The following is a 22,907-nucleotide window of genomic DNA, read 5'->3' on the forward strand; positions in this document are numbered from 1 at the left end:
GGGAAGGGGAAACCGGCCGGCGGAACCAGGCAATCGACAGTCTGCGTGGGTTGCTCGTACTGGCCGTCATCGCCGGCCATTATTACGAGCTGAGCGACCGGCATGGTTTCCTGGCATGGCTCGGCGCCGGCGTCCGGATGCCGCTGTTCATCGGTCTTGCCGGCTATCTGTTCAATCTCAAGAGTGCCCGCACCCGGCCGCTGACGAGCACGCTGCGCAAATACGGGCAGCGGCTGATCATCCCCTGGGCAGTCGCGTGCGCGGTGTATCTGACGAGCGCAACGCAGCTCACGCCGCTGTCGCTGCTGACCGTGCCGTTGCGGCCGCCCTTCCACTTCTGGTTCGTGCCGGTGATGATGACCTTCATCCTCATCGCCGCGCTGAGCCGGCGCTCGCCGCTCGCCATGCTCGGCGTCGCGATCCCGATCAGTATCGCCGCCATGTACATGCTCGGTGTCCAGCACGTCATCCAGCAGGGCTATGCAGCCTGGCTGCCCGATCGCCGATTCTTCATCTATCCCATCTATTTCTTCTACGGCCTGTGGGTCGCCCAGCGCCGGCTGGATCGCACGAAGCTGTATGCGGCGCTGGCGTTGGCGCCGATCGGCCTGCTGTGGTGGTGCACGCTGTACGTCCACCCCTCGATCCCCGGCGAAGTGGCGGCAAGCCTCATAACCTCTTTGTCGCTGATCTGCCTGCTGCCCGGCATCCGCAGTGCGTCGCTGGTCCTTCCCCTGATCGGCGGCATCGGGCGGCAGAGCCTGTTCTTCTACCTATGGCATCCCATGGTCTTTGCGCTCTGGTCGAGTTCGGGCGTGATCGGCATGTCGATGCTGCTGCTCTCGATCGCCACCTTGTTCGCGGGCTGCGCCTTGCTCGCGCGCAGCGACGCCGCATCCCGCGTCTTCGGCATTACTCGCCGCAGGCACCGGCCTCCGGTCGAGGCCATGGCTTTCGAGCCGATTCCGTTGCGGGAGCGCAACGCATGACATCGGCAAAGGTACTAGCACGCACCGGAATGTTGACCTTGGCCTGGCTCGCGGTGCTGCCGATCCTCGCCATGCTGCTCGGTGCGATGGTGCCGATCGTGCCGTGGCTACGCATCTTCGCGAGCGATCTCGTGCCCAATTGGGTGTCCTGGTTTCTGTTGGGGGCGCTGATCATCGGCGCGCTGGGCGTGCTGGCGCATCGGGCGCGAGCGACGCGGGTCACACTCGCGCTGATCGCAGCCGCGGCCGTAACGGCTCTGGCGGCCGCGATCGTCATGCTCCATTTGCTGCAAGTGGCCTGGGCGAATGGCGCGAGGGTAGACCTGCTCAGTACCCTGTCGGTGCGTCAATTCAGCGAGGCCGCCAGCCCGGATCGTAGCCTCGTCTATGCGCGACGGCCGCGCGAGGCGCTGTGGCTCGACGTCTATCAGCCGGCCGACGTGCAGGCCGGCCCGCGTCGCCCCGTCCTGGTCGTCGTTCATGGCGGTGGTTTCATCGAGGGCAGCCGCCGGGTCGGCGCCGCCAACATGCGCCGCTACGCCGATAGCGGCTGGATCGTGGTGAGCATCGACTATCGACTGGCAAGGCCGGACCGACCGACCTGGAACCTCGCCACGCGCGACGTCCGGTGCGCCCTGCGTTGGGTCGCGGCGCATGCGCGCGGGCTCCATGCCGATGCGGACCGGGTTACGCTGTTCGGCGTCTCGGCCGGCGGCAATCTGGCGATGGCGGCCGCTTATACCAACGACGATGGTGCGGACGACGCGCGCTGCGGGTCGCGCACGCCATCGATCGCCGCGGTCATCGTCAAGGCGCCGCTGATCTCGCCGCTCGCCTCCTGGCAACGCGAGGGCGAATTGCAGGGGCAGCAGCGCTTGTACATGAGCCGCTACATCGGTGGTCCACCCGAGCGCTATCCCGAACGTTACGCCGCGCTGGACCTGCGGCGGCTGAGCACACGCGGCAATCCGCCGACGTTGATCCTGGCGGGGAAGAACGATCCGCTGCTGCCGGCAGCCAGCGTTGAGGATTTTGCACGCCGGTCGATGGCGGCAGGCAATGCCGTGGATCTGCTCATGCTCCCTTATTCGGGGCACAATTTCAACACGACCTTCAACAGCATTACCAACCAACTGTCGATCGCGACGATCACGCGATTCATGAACCGCTATTCAAGAGAACTTCCGGATCCTCAATCGAAGGTCAAGACGCAATGATCATAAAGCGCGAATGACGCTGGCAGCGGGGGCGACGGCGGAGTAGTAGATTGTAAGGAATCCGTTGAAGCAGGGAGCAACCCGTGCCAGTGCCTTAGGTTCGCAGGCATGATCTTGAGTCGGGCTCGACGCAGATAGCGCGACATGGCCGGAACACGATCTGCAGTTTGTTATTTAGGCTAATTCTCATTAAAAGCCAGGACGTTCTAAGGAAGTTTGTATCATGGGCCGCGGTAACCGAACAAGCCCTGCTACTTAGCAAACTGTTGTAAATAGCTACTGGCGCTTATAAAATCGCTGACATGCGCTACGATTATTAACGAATGGCAATAGTTGGGAAGGGGGAAAGCAGGTCCGAATGGCTGCGCTTGGGTTGTGGAAGCCACGGCGCGTTTCGGAGATGTGATACTCAAAAGCACGAACTTTGTTCAGCTTGTCGTCTGTTTTTGCCCACAATCGGATGTTCAGCGTAGGCCTTGCGGCTATCGGCTTTTGCCATTTGCTTATCGCATTAAACGCCGAACTCGTTGAGCTGATCAAATCGCATAGATTCGTAAATTAGCTATTGTTTTTGACTTGAACCAATGGACTTCGCGACCAGCGGGCGAGAGAATTAAGTAGGAGGCGACGGGCGGGCCGTGGGTGTGGACGCGTGGATGGCCCATTCTCAATCTGAACATCGGCGCATTCTAAAGTCTCGCCCAAATTGTTGATCTACATTCGATTATTTGGCAGTCTCTTGGTGGGGGACTGTCATGGCTCAATCGACAACGGCGGACGCGGCGCAATTGGGAGATGCGGGGCTCGATCGGGTCTCAGAGTGGCAGGACGACTACAACGCCGTTAACAAGAAGACGACCTTCCGTGAAGATTGGCAGGCGCTTCTCGGCGCGGTCAATCCACGCTTGGCGCCATATGGCCACGCCGCTGCGATAATCTGGCCTCTAAGCGTGCTGGTGCTTGGGGTCGGGCTGATCACAGCATTTTCGTCAGGCATCAACTGGCACACGCTGCCCATGAAATCGGCAGCGCTCGCACTCACGATTGCATTCGCCTCCCTTTACTGGCCGCACCGCATAGTGAGATACTTCAATCTCGACGGACAATATCCCCGGCCTTTCAGAACGATGACCGTCAAGGAGCGGAGACTCCGCCTCCTCTACAAAGTCTGGATCGGACTGCTGGTCGTCGCATGGCTTTTAATAGCCTTTGTCTTCGCTACCGCGCCTGTGACGCCCGATGCACCGGCGGAGGGGCGAGGGACCACGGTCCTGGTGATGCTAGTTTTCCTTGCGGCATTGGGCTTCTTGCCGTGGTTAATACACCTCAAAAACAAGACTGAAGCCGCGAAGGAGGCAAAGAGACTAAAGGCGGCAGAGTCTGCTCCCAAAACCATATCCGAGGCTGAAGCGAGAATCTATTCAGAAGCTGTCGAGGGTGACATCTATCCTTGGTTAGTGCGCTTTGTTCGTTTTCGATACCGGGTCTATGGGCTTTTTGTTCCCGAAGAAGAGCCTTCGAAACGCTATCTTATCAGAGCTTGGGGTAAGGGAAATGGACATCGGCGGTCTATCGGGCCTTTTGCACGAGCTTATGACTGGGTGATGGAGTGGGTCTTGCTCGGTATCGGCTGGCTGATCTTTAGGTCGCTTGGTTGGGCGGTGATGAAGGGCTGGAATAAGATCAAGTCTTCCGTCAAACGCCACGTTTGGCATTGGATTACATCGCACCTGTAGATACCGATTTGGTCCGACCAAGGGTGCATTACGTTCGGCTAGGTCTCTCGCGAACTGGCGAGACGTTTCCAAACGTCCGATCGATCAGTCCGTCTCCAGCCTGAATTGAGGAATGACGTTCCGCAATTCGACCCAAGGATCACGGAAGAACAACGGCCGCGATAACCGTCCAGCCTTTTCGCTGGCAGAGGAGGTTAGCTCCACGGCGCGTTGTGGAACCGTATCCAACGTGGCGTAGCTGGCTTAGGCGTGCCCGCTGGTGTGTGCCCCGCGTCGGAAGCGGTCAGGCTGCGAACCTCCGGATCACGACATCCGTCGGTGGATGGCCGGGGTAGCAAGCTGGTCGTTCGCGACGACGAACAATCGTCCGAAGTTGTGGGAGCGGGAAGGGTGGGCTGAATGTCCACTTGTGGGCATAGGTGACATTGCTCAAACCATGGGCGGACGAAAGCCAGATGTAGACCGTGTGGTTGATCTTCCCGTCGAACAGCCGGCGCAATCGTGCACAGGCGCTATCATCCGGAGCAGGCGGTCCCGCTCGGATCGACGCCCACCGGAACACATATGCAACCGTCGTTAACTCGCTATTTAATGAACATTGCCAATCTAAGCTTCGCGATGCCATTCTGCTCATGACGCGTCACAGAACGCGACATGCAGAGAGGATGATTGATGCGCACGTTCCTGTTGTCGGCGTCTGTGATTGCCGTGATGAGCTCGACCATTGCGAACGCCCAGGTTGGTCCGGCCGAGGCCCCTGCCGCCCCGATTCAGAAAACGCCGCAGTCATCGCAGAACCCAGTTGATGCGACGGACCCGGCCGCCATGCCGGGTGATACCGGCGACGACATCGTCATCACCGCCGAGCGCCGCTCGACCAGCCTGCAGCGCACCGGCGTCGCGGCGTCAGTGCTGACCGGCGAGGACCTCGTCCGCAAGAGCGTCAACACCGTCGAGCAGCTGCAATTCTCGACCCCGTCGCTGACCGTCAACACCTCCGGTCAGGCGAACAGCTTCAATATCCGCGGTATCGGCAAGTCAGAAATCTCCAGCTCGGTCGGCGTTGGGGTCGTCACCTATCGCGACGGCGTGCCGACTTTCCCCGGCTATTTCCAGAGCGAGCCTTATTACGACATCCAGTCGGTCGAGGTGCTGCGCGGACCGCAGGGGACGTTCGCGGGTGGCAATGCGACAGGCGGCGCGGTGTTCATCACCGAGACCAACCCGACGCTCGACAAGGTCAAGGGCTTCGCCACCGCGCAATACGGCAATTACAATCAGGTGAAGGCACAGGGCGCGATCAACCTGCCGCTGAGCGACACGCTCGCGATCCGCCTTGCCGCCAATCTCGAGAAGCGCGACAGCTTCTTCACCGTGACGGGGCCATGGACCGGCAATCCCGGCGATCTCAACGCGATCAGCGGTCGCGCCAGCCTGTTGTGGCAACCCGACAGTCATCTGCGCCTGCTGGTCAAGGGCGACTACAACCGGATCAACACCGGCGGCTTTCCCAACAGCCCGGCCTATTTCGGCAGCGCCGCCGCGCCGGTCCTCAATACCAGCGACCCCTTTACGGTCTCCAGCAATACCTATCTGTCGGGTCAGGACGAGTTCGGCCGCATCTCCGCCAATCTCAGCTACACGTTCGACAGCGGTCTGATGATCCGGTCGATCAGCGGCTTCCAGAAGGGCACGCTGCAGGAGACGATCGATGCCGACGGCACCGCCGCGCAGAACAATACGTTCCAGGATTTCGTCAACGAACACGTCTGGTCGCAGGAGCTGAACATCGTCTCCCCCGATACCGGGCGCTTCACCTGGCTGATCGGCGGCTTCTACCAATTCGACAAATACGAATTTCCGGTCGGCAACGGCTATGTCGCGCTCGCCCCGGCCGGTGTCGTGCGCTCGCTGCGGATCGAGGGGACCAACCCGCACACCGCCACCGCCGCATTCGGCCAGATCGGCTACCAGCTGACCGACGGCCTTCAGGTCACGCTGGGCGGCCGCTGGTCGCGGACGACGTCGCGCAACGACGTCAATTATCCGATCGAGCTGTTTCTCGGTGCCTTGCCAACGTTCAAGACGGTGCTGGTGCAGCACGACTTCAACGCCAACAAGAATGTCGACGGCAAGCTGGCACTCAACTGGACGGTCGATTCCAACAATTTCCTCTACGCGTTCGTCGCGACGGGGACGAAGGCGGGCGGCCTCAACGGCGCCAACCTGTTCGGTACGACGCCGCGCGGCTTCGTGCCGGAGAAGGTCACCGATTATGAAATCGGCTGGAAGGGGACGCTGCTCGACGGGCATCTGCGCACGCAGATCGGGGGCTATTATAACAGCTACCGCAAGTTCCAGGTGCTGATCGTCGATCCGGCCACCCCCAATTTCACGTCGATCTTCAACGTGCCGAACGCCACCAAATTGTACGGCTTCGAGGCGTCGGCGCAGGGATCGTTCGGCAACCTTCTGTTCGATGCTTCGACGTCGATCTCCAAATCGGAACTCGGCGAGTTCTTCGCGCGCGACCCGCGCAAGGGAACGACGGGAACCTGCGATCCCGTGACGGGGCCAGCCTCGGCGTCGGGCTGCATCAATCTCGGCGGGCGGCGGCAGCCCTATGCGCCGACGTTCACGCTCAGCGCCGGTGCGCAATATGCGATCACGGTGGCCGACGGCGTCTCGCTGACGCCGCGGGTCGATTATGCGCATATCGGCGCGGTATGGGGAACGCTGTTCCAGACGGCGCAACTGGGGGACTATCTGAAGGCGCGCAATATCGTGAACGCGCAGCTGACGCTCGACAACGGCACGTGGTCGATCGCCGGGTTCAGCACCAACCTCACCGACCAGCATTACATCGGTTCGCTCAACGGTATCCGCCGACTGGCGGCGGCGCCGCGCCAATATGGCGTGCGCGTCAGCACCAAATTCTGATTTCCCGCGATGCGCTTGTGCAAGGATCCTGGCGTCCGGCGACGATCGGATTTTTCCACGCCGCGGCGCGCCAGCCGCTCCTCTTTGCCAGCCGCTCCTCTTTGAAGGCCTCGTCATGACCCCCGGATCGATGCAGCCTTATGCGCTGACGCTCGACAAATTTCTCGACCATGCGGCCAAATGGCATGCGTCGACCGAGGTGGTGACCGGCGGCGACGGCGGCAGCGCGCGCATCGGCTATGCCGCGCTGCGCACGCGTGCCAGCCTGCTGTCGGGTGCGTTCGCCGCCTTGGGCCTGAAGGCCGGCGACAATCTGGCAACGCTGGCGTGGAACAGCCAGGCGCATGTCGAATGCTGGTACGCGGCGATGGGGACGGGGATCGTCTGCCACACGCTCAACCCCCGCCTCGCGCCCGCACATCTTGCCGCGATGATCGATCAGGCGTCGGACCGCGTCCTGGCGGTGAGTCCGGGGCTCGCGCCGTTGGTCGAGGACCTGCTGCAACGCTGTCCGGGGATCGCCCATGTCATCCTGTTCGACGAGCCCGGTTCGACCATGGCCGCACCGGCCTCGGACCGTGCGCGTATCTGGCGGATGGACGAGCTGCTCGCCGAACATGGCGCGGCCATGCCGTGGGGCGGCTTCGACGAGCATGCGCCGGCCGGCCTTTGCTTCACCTCCGGCACCACGGGTGCGCCCAAGGGCGTCACCTATACCCACCGGTCGAACTATCTTCATACCATGCATCTGCTCGCCGCCGACGTCGTCGGCGTCACCGCGCGCGATGCCGTGCTGGTCGCGGTGCCGATGTTCCATGCCAACGGATGGGGTTTCGCCTTCGCCGGACCCGCCGCGGGCGCGAAACTGGTGCTGCCCGGCCGCAACCAGGACGGCGCGAGCCTCGCCCGGCTGATCAACGACGAGCGGGTGACCATCGCCGCGGGGGTCGCCACGGTTTGGCTCGGACTAGTCGATCATCTCGAGAAGACCGGCGGCGAGGTGCCGTCGCTCCGGCGTATCCTGCTCGGCGGCTCCTCGGTGCCGCAGGCGCTGATGGATCGACTCGAAGCGCGGCTGGACGTCACCATCCAGACCAGTTGGGGGATGACCGAACTGTCACCGGTCGGGACTGTGACGCCATCCAACGCCACCATCCGCGCATCGGCCAAGTCGGGCCGTCCGCCGATGGGCGTCGACCTGCGTCTTACGGACGAGGCCGGCGTGCCGCTGCCCGACCAGCGCGACGGGGAAGGGCGCCTGTGGGTCAGGGGGGCGAGCGTCGTGGAACGCTATTTCGGCAGGGAGGAGGCTGCGACCGACGCCGATGGCTGGTTCGATACCGGCGATCTCGCGCAAATCGATGCGGCCGGCAACCTCAGCATCACCGGACGCGCCAAGGATCTGATCAAATCGGGGGGCGAATGGATCAACCCCGGCGAGATTGAAGCGATCGTCGGTGCCTTGCCCGGCGTCGCGCTGGTCGCCGTCGTCGGTCGCGCGCATCCGCGCTGGGGTGAGCGCCCCGTGCTGGTCGTCGAGGAACGGAAGGGCGCGATGCTGAGTGACGATGCCCTGCTCGACGCGCTGCGCGGGCGGATCGCGAGCTGGTGGCTGCCCGATGCGATCGTACGCGTCGCCGCCATGCCACTGGCATTGACCGGCAAGATCGACAAGATGCGCTTGCGGGAAGAGCATGGCTGAGGCCATGGGTGTGGGCATCATGACCGATCCAGCCACTGGCCCCAAACGCCGCCCGACGAAAAAGGCCGACCAGCGCGCGGCGACGATGGAGCAGATCTTCGATGCCGCCGAGGCCCTATTCGCCCAGCGTGGCCTGTACGGCGTCACGCTGAAGGAGGTGGCGCTACAAGTCGGCGTCCACCAGTCGCTGTTGCATTATTATTTCAAGGACAAGAAGGACCTTTTCGATGCGGTCATCGCCCGGCGTGCGGCGGTGACGATCGAGCGCCGGCTGGCGACGCTGGACGCCTATGAACGCGACGCCGCGGGCAAGCCGACCGTCGAGGGCGCGCTCCACGCCTATCTCGATGCCGACCTCGACCTCTACGGCAATGGCGACATCGGGTGGCGAAATTTCGGCATGCTCGGGGCGCAGATGAGCAACACCGCCGAATGGGGCGCGGACCTCATGGACACACATTTCGACGCGGTCGTGCTGCGCCTGATCGAGATCCTCAAACAGGCTCTGCCCGGCTGTGCCGAGGAGGATCTGTTCTGGGGCTATCATTTCGTCACCGGGGCGCTGATGCTGTCGCTGGGCCGGACCGGGCGGATCGACAAACTGTCGGGCGGCCTATGCCGGTCGGAGGATTTCGCGGCGATCAAGGCGCGGATGGCACGGTTCATGGCGGCGGGCTTCCTCGCGACGTGCGAGGCGCGGGGGCGTTAGGACCGATCGCCATCGGTCGGGTCGCCGTTCGGGTTGTCGCGTGTCCGGGCGACGATGCGCCGACGCCGTCGCCCGGTGCCTTACCAGTTCGTCACCCCGGACTCGGCCCGGAGTTCACCGGGCGGCAAGGGAAGGGTGTCGGCTCAAGTCTTTCTCCCCGCCGCAGGCTTAGACCCCGGAACGAGTCCGGGGTGACGGGGTGGAACGGAACACGGCGGACGCATACGAATCCTCAGCGGGCGTGGTTTACTTGCCGTGCGATCATTCGCACGCCGCCACCGCCGGCGGCATCACCGGTGCGGCGAGCCCGACGTTCCAGTTCCAGCCGATCGTCCCGGTCGCCCGGCGTCGGCACATCACCTGCTCGTTGAGTGCGAACATGCCCGGCAACAGATCGCGGCCCGCTTCGGGCACCGCGGCGAAATGCATGTAGCTCCGCTTCGTTTCATAGGCCGGCCAGGCTGCGGAACCAGTCGCGACCGGCCGGCCGTCGCGGACGAAGCTCGTCCAATAGTCCAGCATCGCAGCGGATAGCGTACGCTCCGCCGCCGTATCGGGGATCGTCGGCCAGCGCGGCGGCGTCGCCGCCAACGTACCGAATACGTAAGGCAGTTCGCTGGCATGGAAGGCGTGCAAATCGGCCTCATCCATCGCCGGATAGCCATGATCGAACATATAGAAATAGGCGGGCTTGCCCAGTTCGACCTGGTTGCGGACAAGCCGCTCGGCCGTCCAGCTGTAGAGCGCGTCGCGCGTCGTGGCGAGGATGCTCTCCCGATAGGTCGCGGCCGGATATTGCTGCAGGAACGGATCGGCGAGGTCGCGGTACCGGGCGCGGATCTCCGTTGCATAGGTCGCGGCATCCGCCGGCGGCTTGGGCGAGAGCATGCGCAACGACCGGATCTCGCCCTGGTTGAAGCCGGCGAGCACCGGCACCGGCGCCTGCCGCCGCTGATCGAACGCATCGACCATCTGCTGCGGCAGCACCGCGCCATCGACCACGCCAAACGGCGCAAAGCCCAATTTCGCCGCGGTGTCGGTCAGCGTCTGCGCGTCCATCGCGCGCAGGCCGGCGAGGTCCGGCGTCTTCAGCGCCGTGGTCAGCAAGGCGCCGCCGCTCTCCCACGCCGGCATGCCGAACGCGGCCTTCCGCAACTCGGGCATCGAGATCATATAGGCGCTCTGGGCGATGACCTGGGCGAACAGGCCATGCGCCGCGGGCGCGGTCATCAGGTACAGCGTGCTCAGCCCGCCCGCCGACTCGCCGGCGATCGTGACGTTGCCGGCATTTCCCCCGAATGCCGCGATATTGTCGCGCACCCACCGAAGGGCGGCGATCTGATCGAGCAGCCCGTAATTGCCCGACACGCGCCGCGGCGTCTCGCCGCTGAGCCACGGATGGGCGAGCCAGCCCAGCACGCCCAGCCGATAGTTGATTGACACGACGACGATGCCGCGCGCGGCAAGCTTGCGTCCGTCGTACATCGGCTCGCGGCTCGATCCGGTGACCAGCGCGCCCCCGTGTATCCACACCATGACCGGCGCGTTCTTCGCCTTGGCCGGAGTCCAGATGTTGAGCGTCAGACAATCCTCGCTGACCGGCATCGGCACGCCCGAATAGACCGTCGCATTGGGCGCCTGCGGCTGGACGCAGGCCGGGCCGAAGTCCGTCGCCCTATGCGTGCCGGTCCAGCGCGGCTGCGCCACCGGTGCCGTCCAGCGCTTCGCGCCGACCGGCGGCATGGCATAGGGAATGCCCTTGAAGACCCGCAGCCCGGCTTCGCTCGTGCCGCTGACCTTGCCGGCGGGCGCATCGACGATCGGGTCTGCGGCGAGCGCCGGGACGGCCGAGGCGAACGCCAGAGCGGCGATGACGATCTTCATATCCTGGACTCCTGACGATCGAGCGTGCGCGTGAGCCGGAGGAACAGGCCGATCGCGACGACGTAGAAGGGGGCAAGCGTGTAGAGCGCCAGTTGCAGCGGATTGGTCGCGCCGCGCGCGGCGAAATGGTCGCTGGCGGCGCCGACCCAGGTCGGGCCGAGGCCGAGGCCGATGAAGTTCATCACCAGCAGCAGAAGCGCGCCGGCCAGCACGCGCTGGTTGGGAGCCGCTTCTTCCTGCACCAGCGTCACCGAGCAGGACAGATAAAAGTAGTTGAAAAACATCACGACGGTCAGCAGCGCCAAGGCAAGCGGCCAGGTCGGCGCCCAGACGAAGCCGAGGTAGAAGGGCAAAGCGACGGCCAGCGACACCGCCGGCGCGATGGCGAAGACCCGCCGCGAGCCCCGGCTGAAGCGATCGATGATCCGGCCCGACGCGACCATCCCGCCGCCCATGCCGAAGACGATCGCCAGCGCGTAGAACAGCGCGATCTCCGGCAGCGTCATGCCCTTCTCGCGGATCAGGAACAGCACCGCGAAATTGCCGAGGCCATAAGTGACGAATTGTGTCGCGCCGCTGCCGAAAGCCGCCAGCGTCATCACCGGATTGGCGAAGAAGGCGCGCAGCGTCGCCCAGAACGGCGCCTTGTCGAGGATGCCGGTCGCGCCGGGATCGGCGGCGCCGCGCGCGGGTTCCGGCACGACGAACGGCAGCGCGGCGGCGGCTACGAGGCCTACCAGACCGATCGCCACGAACGCATCGCGCCAGTCGAACAGCGTCGCGATCGTCGCCCCCAGTGCGATCCCCAGCGCCGCACCGATCGGCGGCCCGAGATTGTAAATGCCGAAGGCCACGCCGCGCCGCCCCGGTGCGAACGTGTCGGTGATCAGGGCATAGGACGGCGGCACGCCGCCGGCTTCGCCGAAGCCGACCACCATCCGCGCCGCGACGAGTTGCGGATAGGTCCGCGCCATGCCGCAGGCGATGGTCGCGGCACTCCACACCGCACAGGCGAGCGTCAGCACGCCGACCCGGCTGGTCCGGTCGGCCAGCCAGCTGACCGGGATCGCGATGAAGCAATAGAACATCGCGAAATATAGCCCGCCGATCAGCCCGAGCTGGCCGTCGGTGATGTGCAGCGTGTCCTGGATCGGCTTGGCGAGGATGCCGAGCAATTGGCGGTCGAGGAAGTTGAGGACGTAGACGAAGGTCAGCATCGCCAACACGATTCCGGGGTGCCGTGCGGCGCGCCCTCGATGACGGCCGTCGATAAGCGGATCGGGCGCGAGCGCGCTGATCGGAACAGTCATCACCTCTCCCACTGTATCGTGGCTTGTGCCCAGACGATGCGGCACCCGGCGCAGTGTGTCAATGGACACTCACGTATGAATGAACGTACGTATTTTGCGGAAAAGAGGGGGCGCCATTGCGCCCTACATTTCATTCACTATTACGTGAACGAACTAAAGGAGAGATGGAATGGCTTTGGCAGGCAGGACAGCGATCATCACCGGCGCCGGCGGCGGGCTCGGACGTGCGCATGCGCTTCATCTGGCGGGCAGGGGCGTCAAGGTCGTGGTCAACGATGTCTCGGTCGATGCCGCCGAACGGGTCGCGCACGAGATCAGCACGGCGGGCGGCACCGCCATGCCGATCGCGGCGTCTGTGACCGACGAGGCCGCGGTCGCCGCGATGGTCGATGCAGCGTGCTCCGCATGGGGCCGGATCGACATCCTCGTCAACAATGCGGGCATCCTCCGCGACAAGAGCTTCGCGAAGATGACGATCGCCGATTTCCGCACGGTCGTCGACGTTCACCTGATCGGCGCGGCGATCTGCAGCAAGGCGGTTTGGGAGCCGATGCGCGCCCAGACATTCGGCCGGATCGTCATGACGACCTCGTCGTCCGGATTGTACGGCAATTTCGGGCAGGCGAATTACGGCGCAGCCAAGATGGCGCTGGTCGGGCTGATGCAGACGCTCGCGATCGAAGGAGAGAAATACGGCATCCGGGTCAACTGCCTCGCCCCGACCGCCGCGACCCAGATGACCGAGGGCGTCCTCGATGCGGAGAGCCTGACGATGCTGGCACCGGACCGCGTCTCGCCCGCGCTGCTCCCGCTGCTCGGGGATGACGCACCGACGAGGACGATCGTCTGCGCAGGTGCGGGCCATGTCGCCACGGCGAACGTGACGTTGACGCAGGGGCATTACGTCGGTCCTGCCGAGGACGCGGGCGAGCAAATCCTGGCGCATTGGCCGGAGATCACCGATCGTGTCGGAGAGGTCGTTCCTGCCTATGGCTTCACCCAAGCCGAGCGCGAGGTCGCGGCAGCACGATCCGCAAGTCTGATGACCGCGGAATAGTGCAGGGGGTGAGGGTGGTAAGACGGAGCAAGGAAACGAGGAAACGAGGTTCGAGTGACCGCATCTGATTCAGAGCGTTATCTTGACTCCAACGCGCACTTGCCGGGGTTCCGCGGCTCGGCTGTGAATGCCCTCGACACCGTCTAGCGGTTCGCCAGGAAGTCGCGAGGCGTAAAAGTAGTCGGCGTCGGCGCGTTGCGTATCGAACAAGTTGAGAAAATCGGCCGCGATCTCGACGTGGCCGATCGTCTTGGCGAGCCTCAGGTTGACGATCGTCGTCGCAGGCCCGCGTACGCTGTCATCCTCGATCAGCGGACGAACGCCGATGTAGCGGAGGCGCAACGCGCCGAGCCAGCCATGCGCATCAGCGGTTACGCCCAGCGATCCCGCGGCCTCCAACGAGTTGGGAATGCGGTCGGCGTCCGTTACCCCGATGAACCGGGCGTGGTTGGTCGCGTAGACCGCGTCGAGCGACAGCCATCGGAACGGCCGCACGAACAGCGTCGTCTCCCAGCCGCGGCGGCGGCTCGCACCTGACGGCTCTACCGTGCCGTCGTCGCCCGAGTAGACCAATTCGCCCGCCGAGCGGGTCCACCAGCGATCGACGGTGAGCACCACCGGCCCACGCTCGATACGGGTGCCGATCTCATACCCCGTGCCGCGCACGAGACCCGGCACCGGATCAGTCGCGGCGAGCACCCCGCGCGCGTCGTTCGAGTGAAAGCCTTGGCCGTAATTGGCATAGATTGCGACGCCCCGCGCCAGCGTCAGCGCCGCGCTGGTCTTGGGCGTGACGACTGTTTCACTCCGTGCGCCGGTGGTCGCCGCTCCCGCAAGCGCACGCGAGCGGAAGCGGTAGCGATCGATCCGACCTCCGCCGGACAGCGTCAGCCGCTCGATCGGTCGCCACCGCAAATCTGCATAGCCGGCGAACGCAGTTTCGCTGACGTCGGCAAGGCTGGTGGTGCCGATCCGGTGGCCACGTTCGGTATGGTAGAGACCCAGGTCATCGATCCGGTCGGCGCGAGCATCGGCGCCGACGGTGATCTGCCACGCCGTACCGAGCGGTATGCGGTGCTGCACCCGACCACCAAAGGTCCAGCGGCGCTCCGCCTGCTCGAGTTCGTCGCCGCGAACTGGGTCGGCAAGGAAGAAGGTGAAGTTAGAGACGAGGTCGAAGAGGTAGCGCTGCGCGTAGAGCGTCACATCGGTCCGCTCGCTCGTGAGGCCGATCGTCAAGATCTGCCGCTGCGTCTCGCCGCGCAGGTATGGATCGAGCGTGCCGAACCGGTCGGGCACCAGTGTGCCGATCGCGCGCACCGGAATCTGCTCGGTCGGCTGCCAGGTCGCGTTGTAGTCGAATAGGCTCGCGCGGACGGTGCCGAGCGCGGTGTCGATCGTGTATTTGGCGAAGGCTGACGCGTGGCGCAGCCGCTCGGGCAATGCCCACACGCCATTGTTGATCGTCAGCTCGCCCGCGAGCAGCAGGTCACCGCCCCCCAACTGCTCTGAGCCGACCGCGACCAAGCGACCATAGCCGTAGCTGCCGCCCTGTATCGCCACCATCGGCCGTTCGACGCGATCGAGAGTGCGCATCGACGCCGCCGCGACGAGCGAGAAGTCGCCATCCTGCGCGTAATAGGGTCCCTTGCGGTATTCGACCCTGTCGATCGTCTCGGGGATAAGACCGTTGAGATCGAGGTAGCCCTGGCCGTGCGCGTGGCTCGGCAGGTTCATCGGCACGCCGTCGAGTGAGATGCTGAAATCGGTGCCGTGGTCGAGATTGTAGCCGCGGATGTAATATTGCGCCGCCTTGCCCCCGCCTGAGTGCTGGACGGCGAGCAGTCCCGGCACCGCCTCGGCCAGTTCGTTGGCGCGCAGCAGCGGACGGGTGCGGATGTCCTCACCCGATATTGCGCCGGCGCTGGCGGCGCGGTCGCTCCCGACCCGCCGCTCGCCGCGACCGATCACCACGATGTCTTTTGACGGATCGTCGGTAGACTGCGTTGCTGCCTTATGCCGGTCTGGATCGGATGAGCGGCCTTCACCGATCGGCAGCGTGTTCGCGCCGAAAAGGAGCAACGAACAGACGAGTGCACATGACATGATGTCACCCCTAAACAGCTAGTCCTATATGTCTTAGCCGGGGCTAATATGTCAAGCTGGCTGGTCAGCGAGCACTTCTGCTGCCAGAAGCGCAAACAGGAGCAGGAGGTGCGCCAATGGCCGATGATACCGCCGTCCGCCGTGCCGCGGCGTTTCGCGCCACCCGCGAGGCCCATGCCAGCGAGATGGCGGAGGATTATGTCGAGCTGATCGGCGATCTGATCGAGGAGCGCGGCGAAGCTCGGGTGATCGATCTAGCGCAGCACATGGGGGTGACCCAGCCGACGGTCGCGAAGATCATCCAGCGGCTGAAGAGCCTCGGGCTGGTGCAGAACCGCCGCTACCGCGCGTTGTTTCTCACGGACGCCGGCAAGGCCCTCGCCACCCGCTCGCGGGAGCGGCATCAGGTGGTGGTCGACTTCCTGGTCGCGCTGGGGATCGATCCGGAAATCGCCGCGATCGACTCTGAGGGAATGGAGCACCATGTCAGCGATGCGACGCTCCAAGCGATGCGGGGCGTCGTCATGGGCTCTTCAGCGCAGGACAAGGCGTAGCGGCCGGGGCTGCATGCCTTCGCATTAATGAGCGTCCGCTTCTGGAGCAAGTTCAGCAGGCTTCAATGACCGACATTGGGTCCTCACGTCGGCGGCTGCCCAGAGGCTTAGCCAAGTCGCAAGCATTTGTTAGTTGTGCGCTGCTTACCGGAGCCGGTTGTCGTTCGATATTATAACGTTTGTCGAGCACTAGTTGCGTTCACGTGCTGCAAACGAGCGATCTCAGTGGGGTGTCGCAAATTGTCACTTCTGTTCATGAAGAGTCCGTGTGGCGACCGCAGTAGTATTGGTTAGCGCCGGCTTGCGCTATCGACCCCGGCGACCCCGCAATGTCATGGGTGCTAAGCCATCTTGAAAATGTCGCTCGAAATACGGCGTCTATTTGTCTGTATCTCGTGGAAGCTCGCGAAACAGGTCGTCAAACGCACGACCTGCGCCCCAAGCCTGGGCCGACGTGAATGCCATCATCCTCACCTGATCGCTATTCGTCGGCGGTGGCGACTGTGGGCAGCCAGACCCCCTTCGTCCGGACTGTAGGCCACCACGCCCGACCCGAGGGTGCCGAGTTTGCATTGGCTCAATACGTCGGCGGCCAAGTAGTGCGTCACGGCGAGATCCTTCGAGACTTAGCCCTCGATCTTGGCGACCAGCCGCTCAACCGTTTCCGGTTCAGCGGCGATCATGGCGAGTAGAACGCGCGCGGGGGCATCCGGGGTGCGCCTCTTTTGCTCCCAATCCCGAACCGTGCCGAGGGGGAGATGATAGGTCTTGGCGAACTCCGCCTGGGATTTCTTGGTGCAAGCGCGGACAGCTTTTGCGTCGACGGGCGCGATGACCCGTGCTCGCGTCGTGTCGCCTTCCGCGTAGGCGATGGCATCGCCGATGCCCTCCATCATCATGTCAAACGCCGTGCGGGCCATTATCTCCTCCAAGTCCATCGGTCAGCTGTTTGCAGGCGGCGGCAAACGCATTCTGCTCCGCCTTGGTCAGGTTGGTCTTCACGTTCTTTGGGAAGACGGTGAGCAGGAACACCGGGAACGCCTCGCCAGCGTAGTAGGTGACGACCCGGTATCCGCCCGACTTGCCGCCACCGGGGCGGGCAACGCGCAGCTTCCGCGCACCGCCACATCCAGGCATGATTTCGCCCGCTTCCGGGGTTGGCCGCGATCAGCGCGCCGATCGCGGCTTGTTCGTCAGCATCGATCCCGGCCAGCTTCGCGGCGCGGAGGTAGGCAGTGGTTCGATGACCACCTGCATGTCGCATCTATACGGCAATGCCGTATAGACGGCAAGGGGACAAGTAAGGCAATGCCGTACCTGCCGGTTGCTGTCCGTTCGTCAGTTTCCGCCCGGCCGGATGAAAACGCCGACCGTCGTTACGACACGCTCGGCCTGCGTCATGATCCGGCCCCACCAATAGCCGACGATAATGCGACCCGCCTGGAAACGGAAGATGCGCGAGGCCCGGTGCGCGCCGTGCTTCGCCACCCACACCGGATAGTAATGCTTGAGATTGGCGGCGGCGTCTTTTGCCTCGTCCGGCTTTAAGAATAGATCGAGCAGGAACGTCGACGGCGGCTTGTCACGCTGGGCACTTGCAATCGCCATGCGCATCGAAGGAAATCGAGGACATACGGCAGTCCGGTGCGAGACGTAAGCGGGAGCGTCCGCTATTCCCACAGGAGGGGAAAATCCGCTTTCGCCTAGTTCATGACCGTCACCGGTACATAGATCACTTTTACCTGGCTATTGCCGCCACCGTCGATCCGGTCTGCTTCGGCTTGACGTAGCGGTCCAGCCAGTCGGTCATCTGCCACAGCGTTTCCTCGGTCGATTCCAGCGCTCGATAGCCGTGTGGCTCGTTCGGCAAGACGACATAGCGTACCGTCGCCCCGTTGCCCTTTAGCGCCGCGTACATGCGCTCGGACTGGATCGGGAAGGTGCCGCTATTGTCGTCCGCGCCGCCATGGATCAGCAGGATCGGCGCCTTGATGCGGTCTGCGTAGGTGAACGGGCTCATCTCGGTATAGGTCGGTGTCGCCTGCCAGTAGGTGCGCTGTTCGGCCTGAAAGCCGAACGGGGTCAGCGTGCGGTTATAGGCGCCCGACCGCGCGATGCCGGCGCGGAACAGATCAGTATGCGCAAGCAGGTTAGCGGTCATGAACGCGCCATAGCTGTGCCCGCCGACGGCCATGCGGGCACGGTCGCCGACGCCAGATTTGACCACCGCATCGACTGCGGCCTGCGCGTCCTGCTGCAGCTGCTTGACGTAGGTGTCGTTGGCCTCGGCGGCGCCTTCGCCGATGATCGGCATCGATGGATTGTCGAGGATCGCATAGCCCTGCGTCAGCAGGAACAGGTGGCTGATGCCGCGCGGGCGGACGAACCGGTTGCCCTGATCGACCGTCTGGCCTGCGACCTTCGCGTCGGTGAACTCCGCCGGATACGCCCAGAGCAACGTCGGCAGCGGCCCGTCGCGTTTTGAGTCGTAACCGGCGGGCAGATACAGCGATCCTGACAGCTGGAGTCCGTCGGCACGCGGATAGGTGATCGTGCGGTGTGTGACACCGGCAAAGACCGGGGCGGGATCGGCGAACGCGGTAATGGCCTTCGCGCTGCCGCCCTTCACGCCGCGGATCATGTAGTTGGGCGCAAGCTTCGCGCTCTCGCGCCGCGTCAGGATGCGCTGGCCACGCTCGTCGAGCAGTGCGACCACCGTTTCGTAATAGGGCGCTTTGGCGGTCCACAGCCGCGTCTGTTCACCCCCGGTCAGCGGCATCGTGGCGAGGAAGGGGAACGCCCCCGCTTTCGTTGCGCCGTCGCCGGTGACGTACACGCCGTCATGCGAAGTCGTGAAGTGCATTACCGGCTTCCCGGCGGCATTCTCCTCCACCATCGGCTCGCCGGGATCACCATATTGATCTTGATAGTTGAGCGTCGCTATCGTCCGCGTCAGGCCCGGTCGCGATGGTGAAACGGCTTGGCGATGCTCGGTCCGCGTACGCCATTCGCGGTCGATGACCATCGCGAAGCCATCGTCCCCCCATATCGTGGTGGCATAGCGGGCTTGGGTCTGTGCCAGTTCCACCGGTCCCGCAGCGAACGGTGCAGCCTGCATCATCACCTTGTCGTGGAACGCGATCTTGGCGCGCGGATTGCCGCCGTCCAGCGCTTCGGCCCAGACCAGCGTCGCAGGCGCATCAGACCGCCAGACAGCCTCACGCGGGCCCTTCACGGTGGCGTCGAAATCGACCGGGAGATCGTCGGCGAGCGGGCGATCGGCCAGTGTCTTCACCGGTTGGCCATCAATCGTCGAGACGGCGATTTCGGTCGGGAAGAATCTGGCAGGAAGCAGATAAGAATATGGCCGCTTGAGCCGCTCGGTCAGCAGGTAGCGACCGTCCGGGGAGACGTTGAACTCGGTGATCAGACTCGGCGTTCCGATCGGCTGCGCGGTGCCAGCAAGGTCGATCCGGACCAATTGACCGGTGAAATAATGGTCGAACAGCGCCTCGTCATGCGCATCGCCGAGCAGATCCTCATAGGTCCGCGCTGCCGAGGTGCGACCGGCGCTTTCCTGGACCACCGGGCCGGTGGGCGTGCTGCTCGAAACGGGTGCTGCGCCCCGACCGGCGGGCACGGTAAGGGCGACGAGCGCCTTGCTGTCCGGCATCCAGGCGAAGGGCGTGCCGAACGTGCCGTTCAGCCCCCGGGCGACAATGCGAGCGCTGCCATTGCGCTCGGCGATCCATAGCGACAGTCGGTCAGCCTCTTGCGCATAGAAGGCGAGGCGGGTGCCGTCGGGCGACCAATCGGGGGCGGCGAAGCGCAAGCCCGCGGGCAGTTTGACCGGGACGGTCCGCCCCGAGCCGATGTCCTTGAAGCTCAGCGCGTTCAGCCATTGCACGCGGACCTCGGCTTGGCCGTTAGTGGCGGGGTCGATGCGGTAGCCGCCGAGCCGCAAAATCGGTTTCGACAGATTGGCGATCGACGGCAAATTCTCCCGCCCAAAAATCGCCAGCGTGCGGTGATCGGGGCTGACGGCGACGCCGGGGGTAGGCGGCGTCTCCAATACCTTCGCGATCGCATCGGGTGCGCGGTGATAGGTACTGCCGCTGAGCGTCTGAGCGTAGGCCGTGGTGGTCAGAAGCAGGGTAATCAGGCAGGCACCGGCGCGCATTCGATTTCCTTTGTCTCTATCGTCAAGCCGTTCGGCATACGGCCTATGAGCGGCAACGGTAACGCGAGAGGCCGGAGCTTACGTCAGTTTGGTCGTAGAGCAAGATACTGAACACGGTCGGAAATGGGTCTTACCTTTGTCCAACAATCGACCCTGAACTCCAGCGAAGGTTCAGTTCGGTTGCCAACGAAGCGCATCGACCAGCGCTCGCATCGCCGGACTGACCCGACGATCCGGGTAGTAGAGCCTGCAGCCGGGATAGGCCGGACACCATGGGCCGAGGACTTGGACCAGACGCCCGTCCCGGATCTCGTCCGCCACGTCCTCCTCCATCATGTAGCCCAATCCCGCTCCCGCCCGCACCGCTGCCGCAGAAAGCGCTTCGTCGTTGACGATCAATTGCCCGGCAACGCGGACCTTGATGTCGCGTCCGTCCTTCTCGAACTCCCACGGGAGAAGCCCGCCGCCGCCGAGCTGCCTGTAGTTGACGCAGATGTGGCGCTCGAGAGCGGCGGGGGTCGCGGGCGGATCGTGCCGCGCGAAATAGCCTGGCGTGCCGACCACGACCGTGCGCAGGTCGGGGCCGACGGGCACGGCGATCATGTCGCCCTCCACGGCCTGCGCGAGGCGGATCCCGGCGTCGAAGCCGCCCGCGACGAGGTCGATCAGGCGATCCTCGACGATCACCTCGACCGATATATCGGGATGGTCGAGCAGGAAGGCGGGCAGGCGCGGCGCCAGGATCGTGCGCGCGGCCCATCCGAACGTCGCCAGCCGGACCGCGCCCGCCGGCGTGTCGCGCCAGTCGGCCAGCCGTGAAAGCCCGCGGGCAACCTCGGTCAGCGCGGGATCAAGCGAGCGGAGCAGTTGCTCGCCGGCTGACGTCGGCGCGACCGAGCGTGTCGTCCGGGCCAGCAGGCGCACGCCGAGCCGCAGTTCCAATGCCTTCATCGCATGGCTCAGCGCTGACGGCGAGAGCCCGAGCTCGGCGCCTGCGCGCGTGAAGCTGCGCGTGCGCGCGACGGTCGCGAACGCTGCCAGATCATCGAGGTCGCCGCGTCGCATTGCTGCATCATGCTCACAAGCCCTTGCCGGCGGCAACGCCTAATCCGGGTGGCATCGAGGTGCCATTTGCGGTGCTCAAGCAAGGAGCATCATCTTGAGCCTGACCCATTATCGCACGCTTGGCCGCTCCGGCCTCGTCGTCAGTCCGCTGGCCCTCGGCACGATGACCTTCGGCCCTGGCGCGTGGAACGCGGACGACGCCACCGCGCGTGCCGTCTTCGACGCCTATCGCGACGCCGGCGGCAATTTCATCGACACCGCCGACATCTACTCGGGCGGGGGGAGCGAAGCGCTGGTCGGCCGCTTCATCAAGGAGACCGGCGCACGCGACGAACTGGTACTGGCGACGAAGTTCGGCTTCAACGGCGCGGCCAGCCCTTTGACGGCGACGCAGGCCGGCGGCGGCAATCCCAATGCGGGCGGCGCGGGTGCCAAGAACATCCACCGTGCGCTCGACGCGTCGCTGCGGCGGCTCGGTACCGACTATATCGATCTTTACTGGATGCACATCTGGGACGGCGTGACGCCGGCCGAGGAACTGGTCGAGACGCTCGGCGCGCTCGTGCGTGCCGGCAAGATCCGCTACTACGCCTTTTCGGACATGCCGGCCTGGCTGGCGATGAAGGCGGCGACGATCGCCGCGGCGCGCGGCATCCCCGGCCCGATCGCGATGCAGGTCGAATATTCGCTGGTCGCACGCGATGTCGAGGCCGAGCACGTTCCGGCAGCGCGGGATGCAGGCATGGGCGTGCAGCCGTGGAGCCCGCTCGCCGGCGGTTTCCTGTCGGGCAAGTACCGCCGCGGCGACACCGCCGGCACGGGCAGGCTCAGCGGTGCCAATCCGTTCGGCGACAGCAAGTTCGCCGATCGCAACTGGGACGTGCTCGACGTCGTGAAGACGATCGCGGTGGAGGTCGGCTGCACCCCCGCGCAGGTGGCGCTTGCCTGGACAATGGCGAAGCCGGGCGTCACCGCGCCACTGATCGGCGCGCGGACCGTCGAGCAACTGACCGGCAACTTGGCCGCTGCCTCGCTGACGCTCGACCACGAACGGATGGCCCGCTTGGATGAGGTAAGCGCTCCTCCGCCCGGCTTCAGCGCCGGGCTGGCGTCGCTCGCCATCCGGCGCATGGTATTTGGAAATCGCGATGTTCGTGGCTGGGGCGAGTAGGGGCGTCAATGTCTGGTTGTGGGTCAATTCGTGTGAGCCGCGCCTTCGATCTGCCGCACGATGCCGTTGAGCGCCGCCGTACACCCTTGTGCTCTGCCGATATCGTGATCCGTTCCGGCCGAATTCCAGAACATGTCGAGTGGCCAGCGTTCCGGGCAATGCGTGACGAGGCAGCGCAGCGCGAGCCGCACCTCGATCGTGTCGACTTTCCCTTTGTCCGACCGCGCGGCAGCGGCGCGGAGGATATGAAGCGACAGGTCGATGATGATCCGCTGATGGCGCGACAC

General features: G+C 64.5%; 18 protein-coding genes. 9 read left to right on the top strand and 9 right to left on the bottom strand.

Annotated elements, in window-relative coordinates; genetic code table 11:
• The 6 genes from FFS23_RS12665 to FFS23_RS12690 form a co-directional block, all read left to right on the top strand.
• Window positions 1-989 (top strand): acyltransferase family protein (locus FFS23_RS12665; protein WP_137898883.1); only part of this gene is annotated, 989 nt, incomplete at its 5' end.
• The gene (locus FFS23_RS12670; RefSeq protein ID WP_171009474.1) at window positions 986-2,206 is read left to right on the top strand and encodes an alpha/beta hydrolase; all 1,221 of its coding nucleotides are present in this window, start codon (window positions 986-988) and stop codon (window positions 2,204-2,206) included. The genes FFS23_RS12665 and FFS23_RS12670, both read left to right, overlap by 4 nt.
• 755 nt (window positions 2,207-2,961) lie before the next feature.
• Complete coding sequence (locus FFS23_RS12675) at window positions 2,962-3,942, top strand: hypothetical protein (RefSeq protein ID WP_137898885.1); 981 nt, start codon at window positions 2,962-2,964, stop codon at window positions 3,940-3,942.
• An 825-nt stretch (window positions 3,943-4,767) separates the two neighbouring features.
• Window positions 4,768-6,882, top strand: a complete 2,115-nt coding sequence (locus FFS23_RS12680) for a TonB-dependent receptor (RefSeq protein WP_171009475.1) — start codon at window positions 4,768-4,770, stop codon at window positions 6,880-6,882.
• Window positions 6,883-6,997: 115 nt separating this feature from the next.
• Window positions 6,998-8,584: an AMP-binding protein gene (locus FFS23_RS12685; protein ID WP_137898887.1), complete on the top strand. Its 1,587-nt coding sequence runs from the start codon at window positions 6,998-7,000 to the stop codon at window positions 8,582-8,584.
• A 19-nt stretch (window positions 8,585-8,603) separates the two neighbouring features.
• Window positions 8,604-9,293 carry a TetR/AcrR family transcriptional regulator gene (locus FFS23_RS12690; protein WP_038666192.1) on the top strand — a complete coding sequence of 230 codons (690 nt, stop codon included), beginning with the start codon at window positions 8,604-8,606 and terminating at the stop codon, window positions 9,291-9,293.
• A 261-nt stretch (window positions 9,294-9,554) separates the two neighbouring features.
• Here the strand turns inward: FFS23_RS12690 and FFS23_RS12695 are convergent, their stop codons facing one another.
• Window positions 9,555-11,177 carry a carboxylesterase/lipase family protein gene (locus FFS23_RS12695; RefSeq protein ID WP_137898888.1) on the bottom strand — a complete coding sequence of 541 codons (1,623 nt, stop codon included), beginning with the start codon at window positions 11,175-11,177 and terminating at the stop codon, window positions 9,555-9,557.
• A complete protein-coding gene (locus FFS23_RS12700) occupies window positions 11,174-12,487 on the bottom strand; it encodes a spinster family MFS transporter (protein ID WP_137898889.1) in 1,314 nt (437 codons plus the stop codon). Before FFS23_RS12700 ends, FFS23_RS12695 begins: the two co-directional genes overlap by 4 nt.
• A 169-nt stretch (window positions 12,488-12,656) precedes the next feature.
• Between FFS23_RS12700 and FFS23_RS12705 the strand changes: the two genes are divergently transcribed.
• Entirely contained in the window at window positions 12,657-13,544 is an 888-nt protein-coding gene (locus tag FFS23_RS12705) for an SDR family NAD(P)-dependent oxidoreductase (protein ID WP_137898890.1), read from the top strand.
• A gap of 69 nt (window positions 13,545-13,613) precedes the next feature.
• Here the strand turns inward: FFS23_RS12705 and FFS23_RS12710 are convergent, their stop codons facing one another.
• Window positions 13,614-15,518 carry a TonB-dependent receptor gene (locus FFS23_RS12710; RefSeq protein ID WP_171009476.1) on the bottom strand — a complete coding sequence of 635 codons (1,905 nt, stop codon included), beginning with the start codon at window positions 15,516-15,518 and terminating at the stop codon, window positions 13,614-13,616.
• Between the two features lie 248 nt (window positions 15,519-15,766).
• Between FFS23_RS12710 and mntR the strand changes: the two genes are divergently transcribed.
• Complete coding sequence (mntR, locus tag FFS23_RS12715; protein WP_052075466.1) at window positions 15,767-16,204, top strand: manganese-binding transcriptional regulator MntR; 438 nt, start codon at window positions 15,767-15,769, stop codon at window positions 16,202-16,204.
• Window positions 16,205-16,830: 626 nt separating this feature from the next.
• Here the strand turns inward: mntR and FFS23_RS12720 are convergent.
• The 5 genes from FFS23_RS12720 to FFS23_RS12740 all read right to left on the bottom strand — a co-directional run bounded on the left by FFS23_RS12720 (window position 16,831) and on the right by FFS23_RS12740 (window position 21,449).
• Window positions 16,831-17,124, bottom strand: coding sequence for a helix-turn-helix domain-containing protein (locus FFS23_RS12720; RefSeq protein WP_137898892.1), 294 nt, complete (start codon window positions 17,122-17,124; stop codon window positions 16,831-16,833).
• The gene (locus tag FFS23_RS12725; RefSeq protein WP_212742967.1) at window positions 17,105-17,341 is read right to left on the bottom strand and encodes a type II toxin-antitoxin system RelE/ParE family toxin; all 237 of its coding nucleotides are present in this window, start codon (window positions 17,339-17,341) and stop codon (window positions 17,105-17,107) included. Before FFS23_RS12725 ends, FFS23_RS12720 begins: the two co-directional genes overlap by 20 nt.
• A gap of 201 nt (window positions 17,342-17,542) precedes the next feature.
• Window positions 17,543-17,818, bottom strand: coding sequence for a hypothetical protein (locus tag FFS23_RS12730; RefSeq protein WP_137898893.1), 276 nt, complete (start codon window positions 17,816-17,818; stop codon window positions 17,543-17,545).
• A 124-nt stretch (window positions 17,819-17,942) separates the two neighbouring features.
• Window positions 17,943-20,384, bottom strand: coding sequence for an alpha/beta hydrolase family protein (locus FFS23_RS12735; RefSeq protein ID WP_137898894.1), 2,442 nt, complete (start codon window positions 20,382-20,384; stop codon window positions 17,943-17,945).
• Between the two features lie 171 nt (window positions 20,385-20,555).
• Window positions 20,556-21,449: a LysR family transcriptional regulator gene (locus FFS23_RS12740; protein ID WP_137898895.1), complete on the bottom strand. Its 894-nt coding sequence runs from the start codon at window positions 21,447-21,449 to the stop codon at window positions 20,556-20,558.
• 94 nt (window positions 21,450-21,543) lie between these two features.
• Between FFS23_RS12740 and FFS23_RS12745 the strand changes: the two genes are divergently transcribed.
• A complete protein-coding gene (locus FFS23_RS12745) occupies window positions 21,544-22,620 on the top strand; it encodes an aldo/keto reductase (protein WP_137898896.1) in 1,077 nt (358 codons plus the stop codon).
• Window positions 22,621-22,643: 23 nt separating this feature from the next.
• Here FFS23_RS12745 and FFS23_RS12750 read toward each other — a convergent pair whose 3' ends face one another.
• Window positions 22,644-22,907, bottom strand: a complete 264-nt coding sequence (locus FFS23_RS12750) for a hypothetical protein (RefSeq protein WP_137898897.1) — start codon at window positions 22,905-22,907, stop codon at window positions 22,644-22,646.

It is taken from the genome of Sphingomonas sp. 2SG (assembly GCF_005503285.1).
GTDB lineage: Bacteria > Pseudomonadota > Alphaproteobacteria > Sphingomonadales > Sphingomonadaceae > Sphingomonas > Sphingomonas taxi.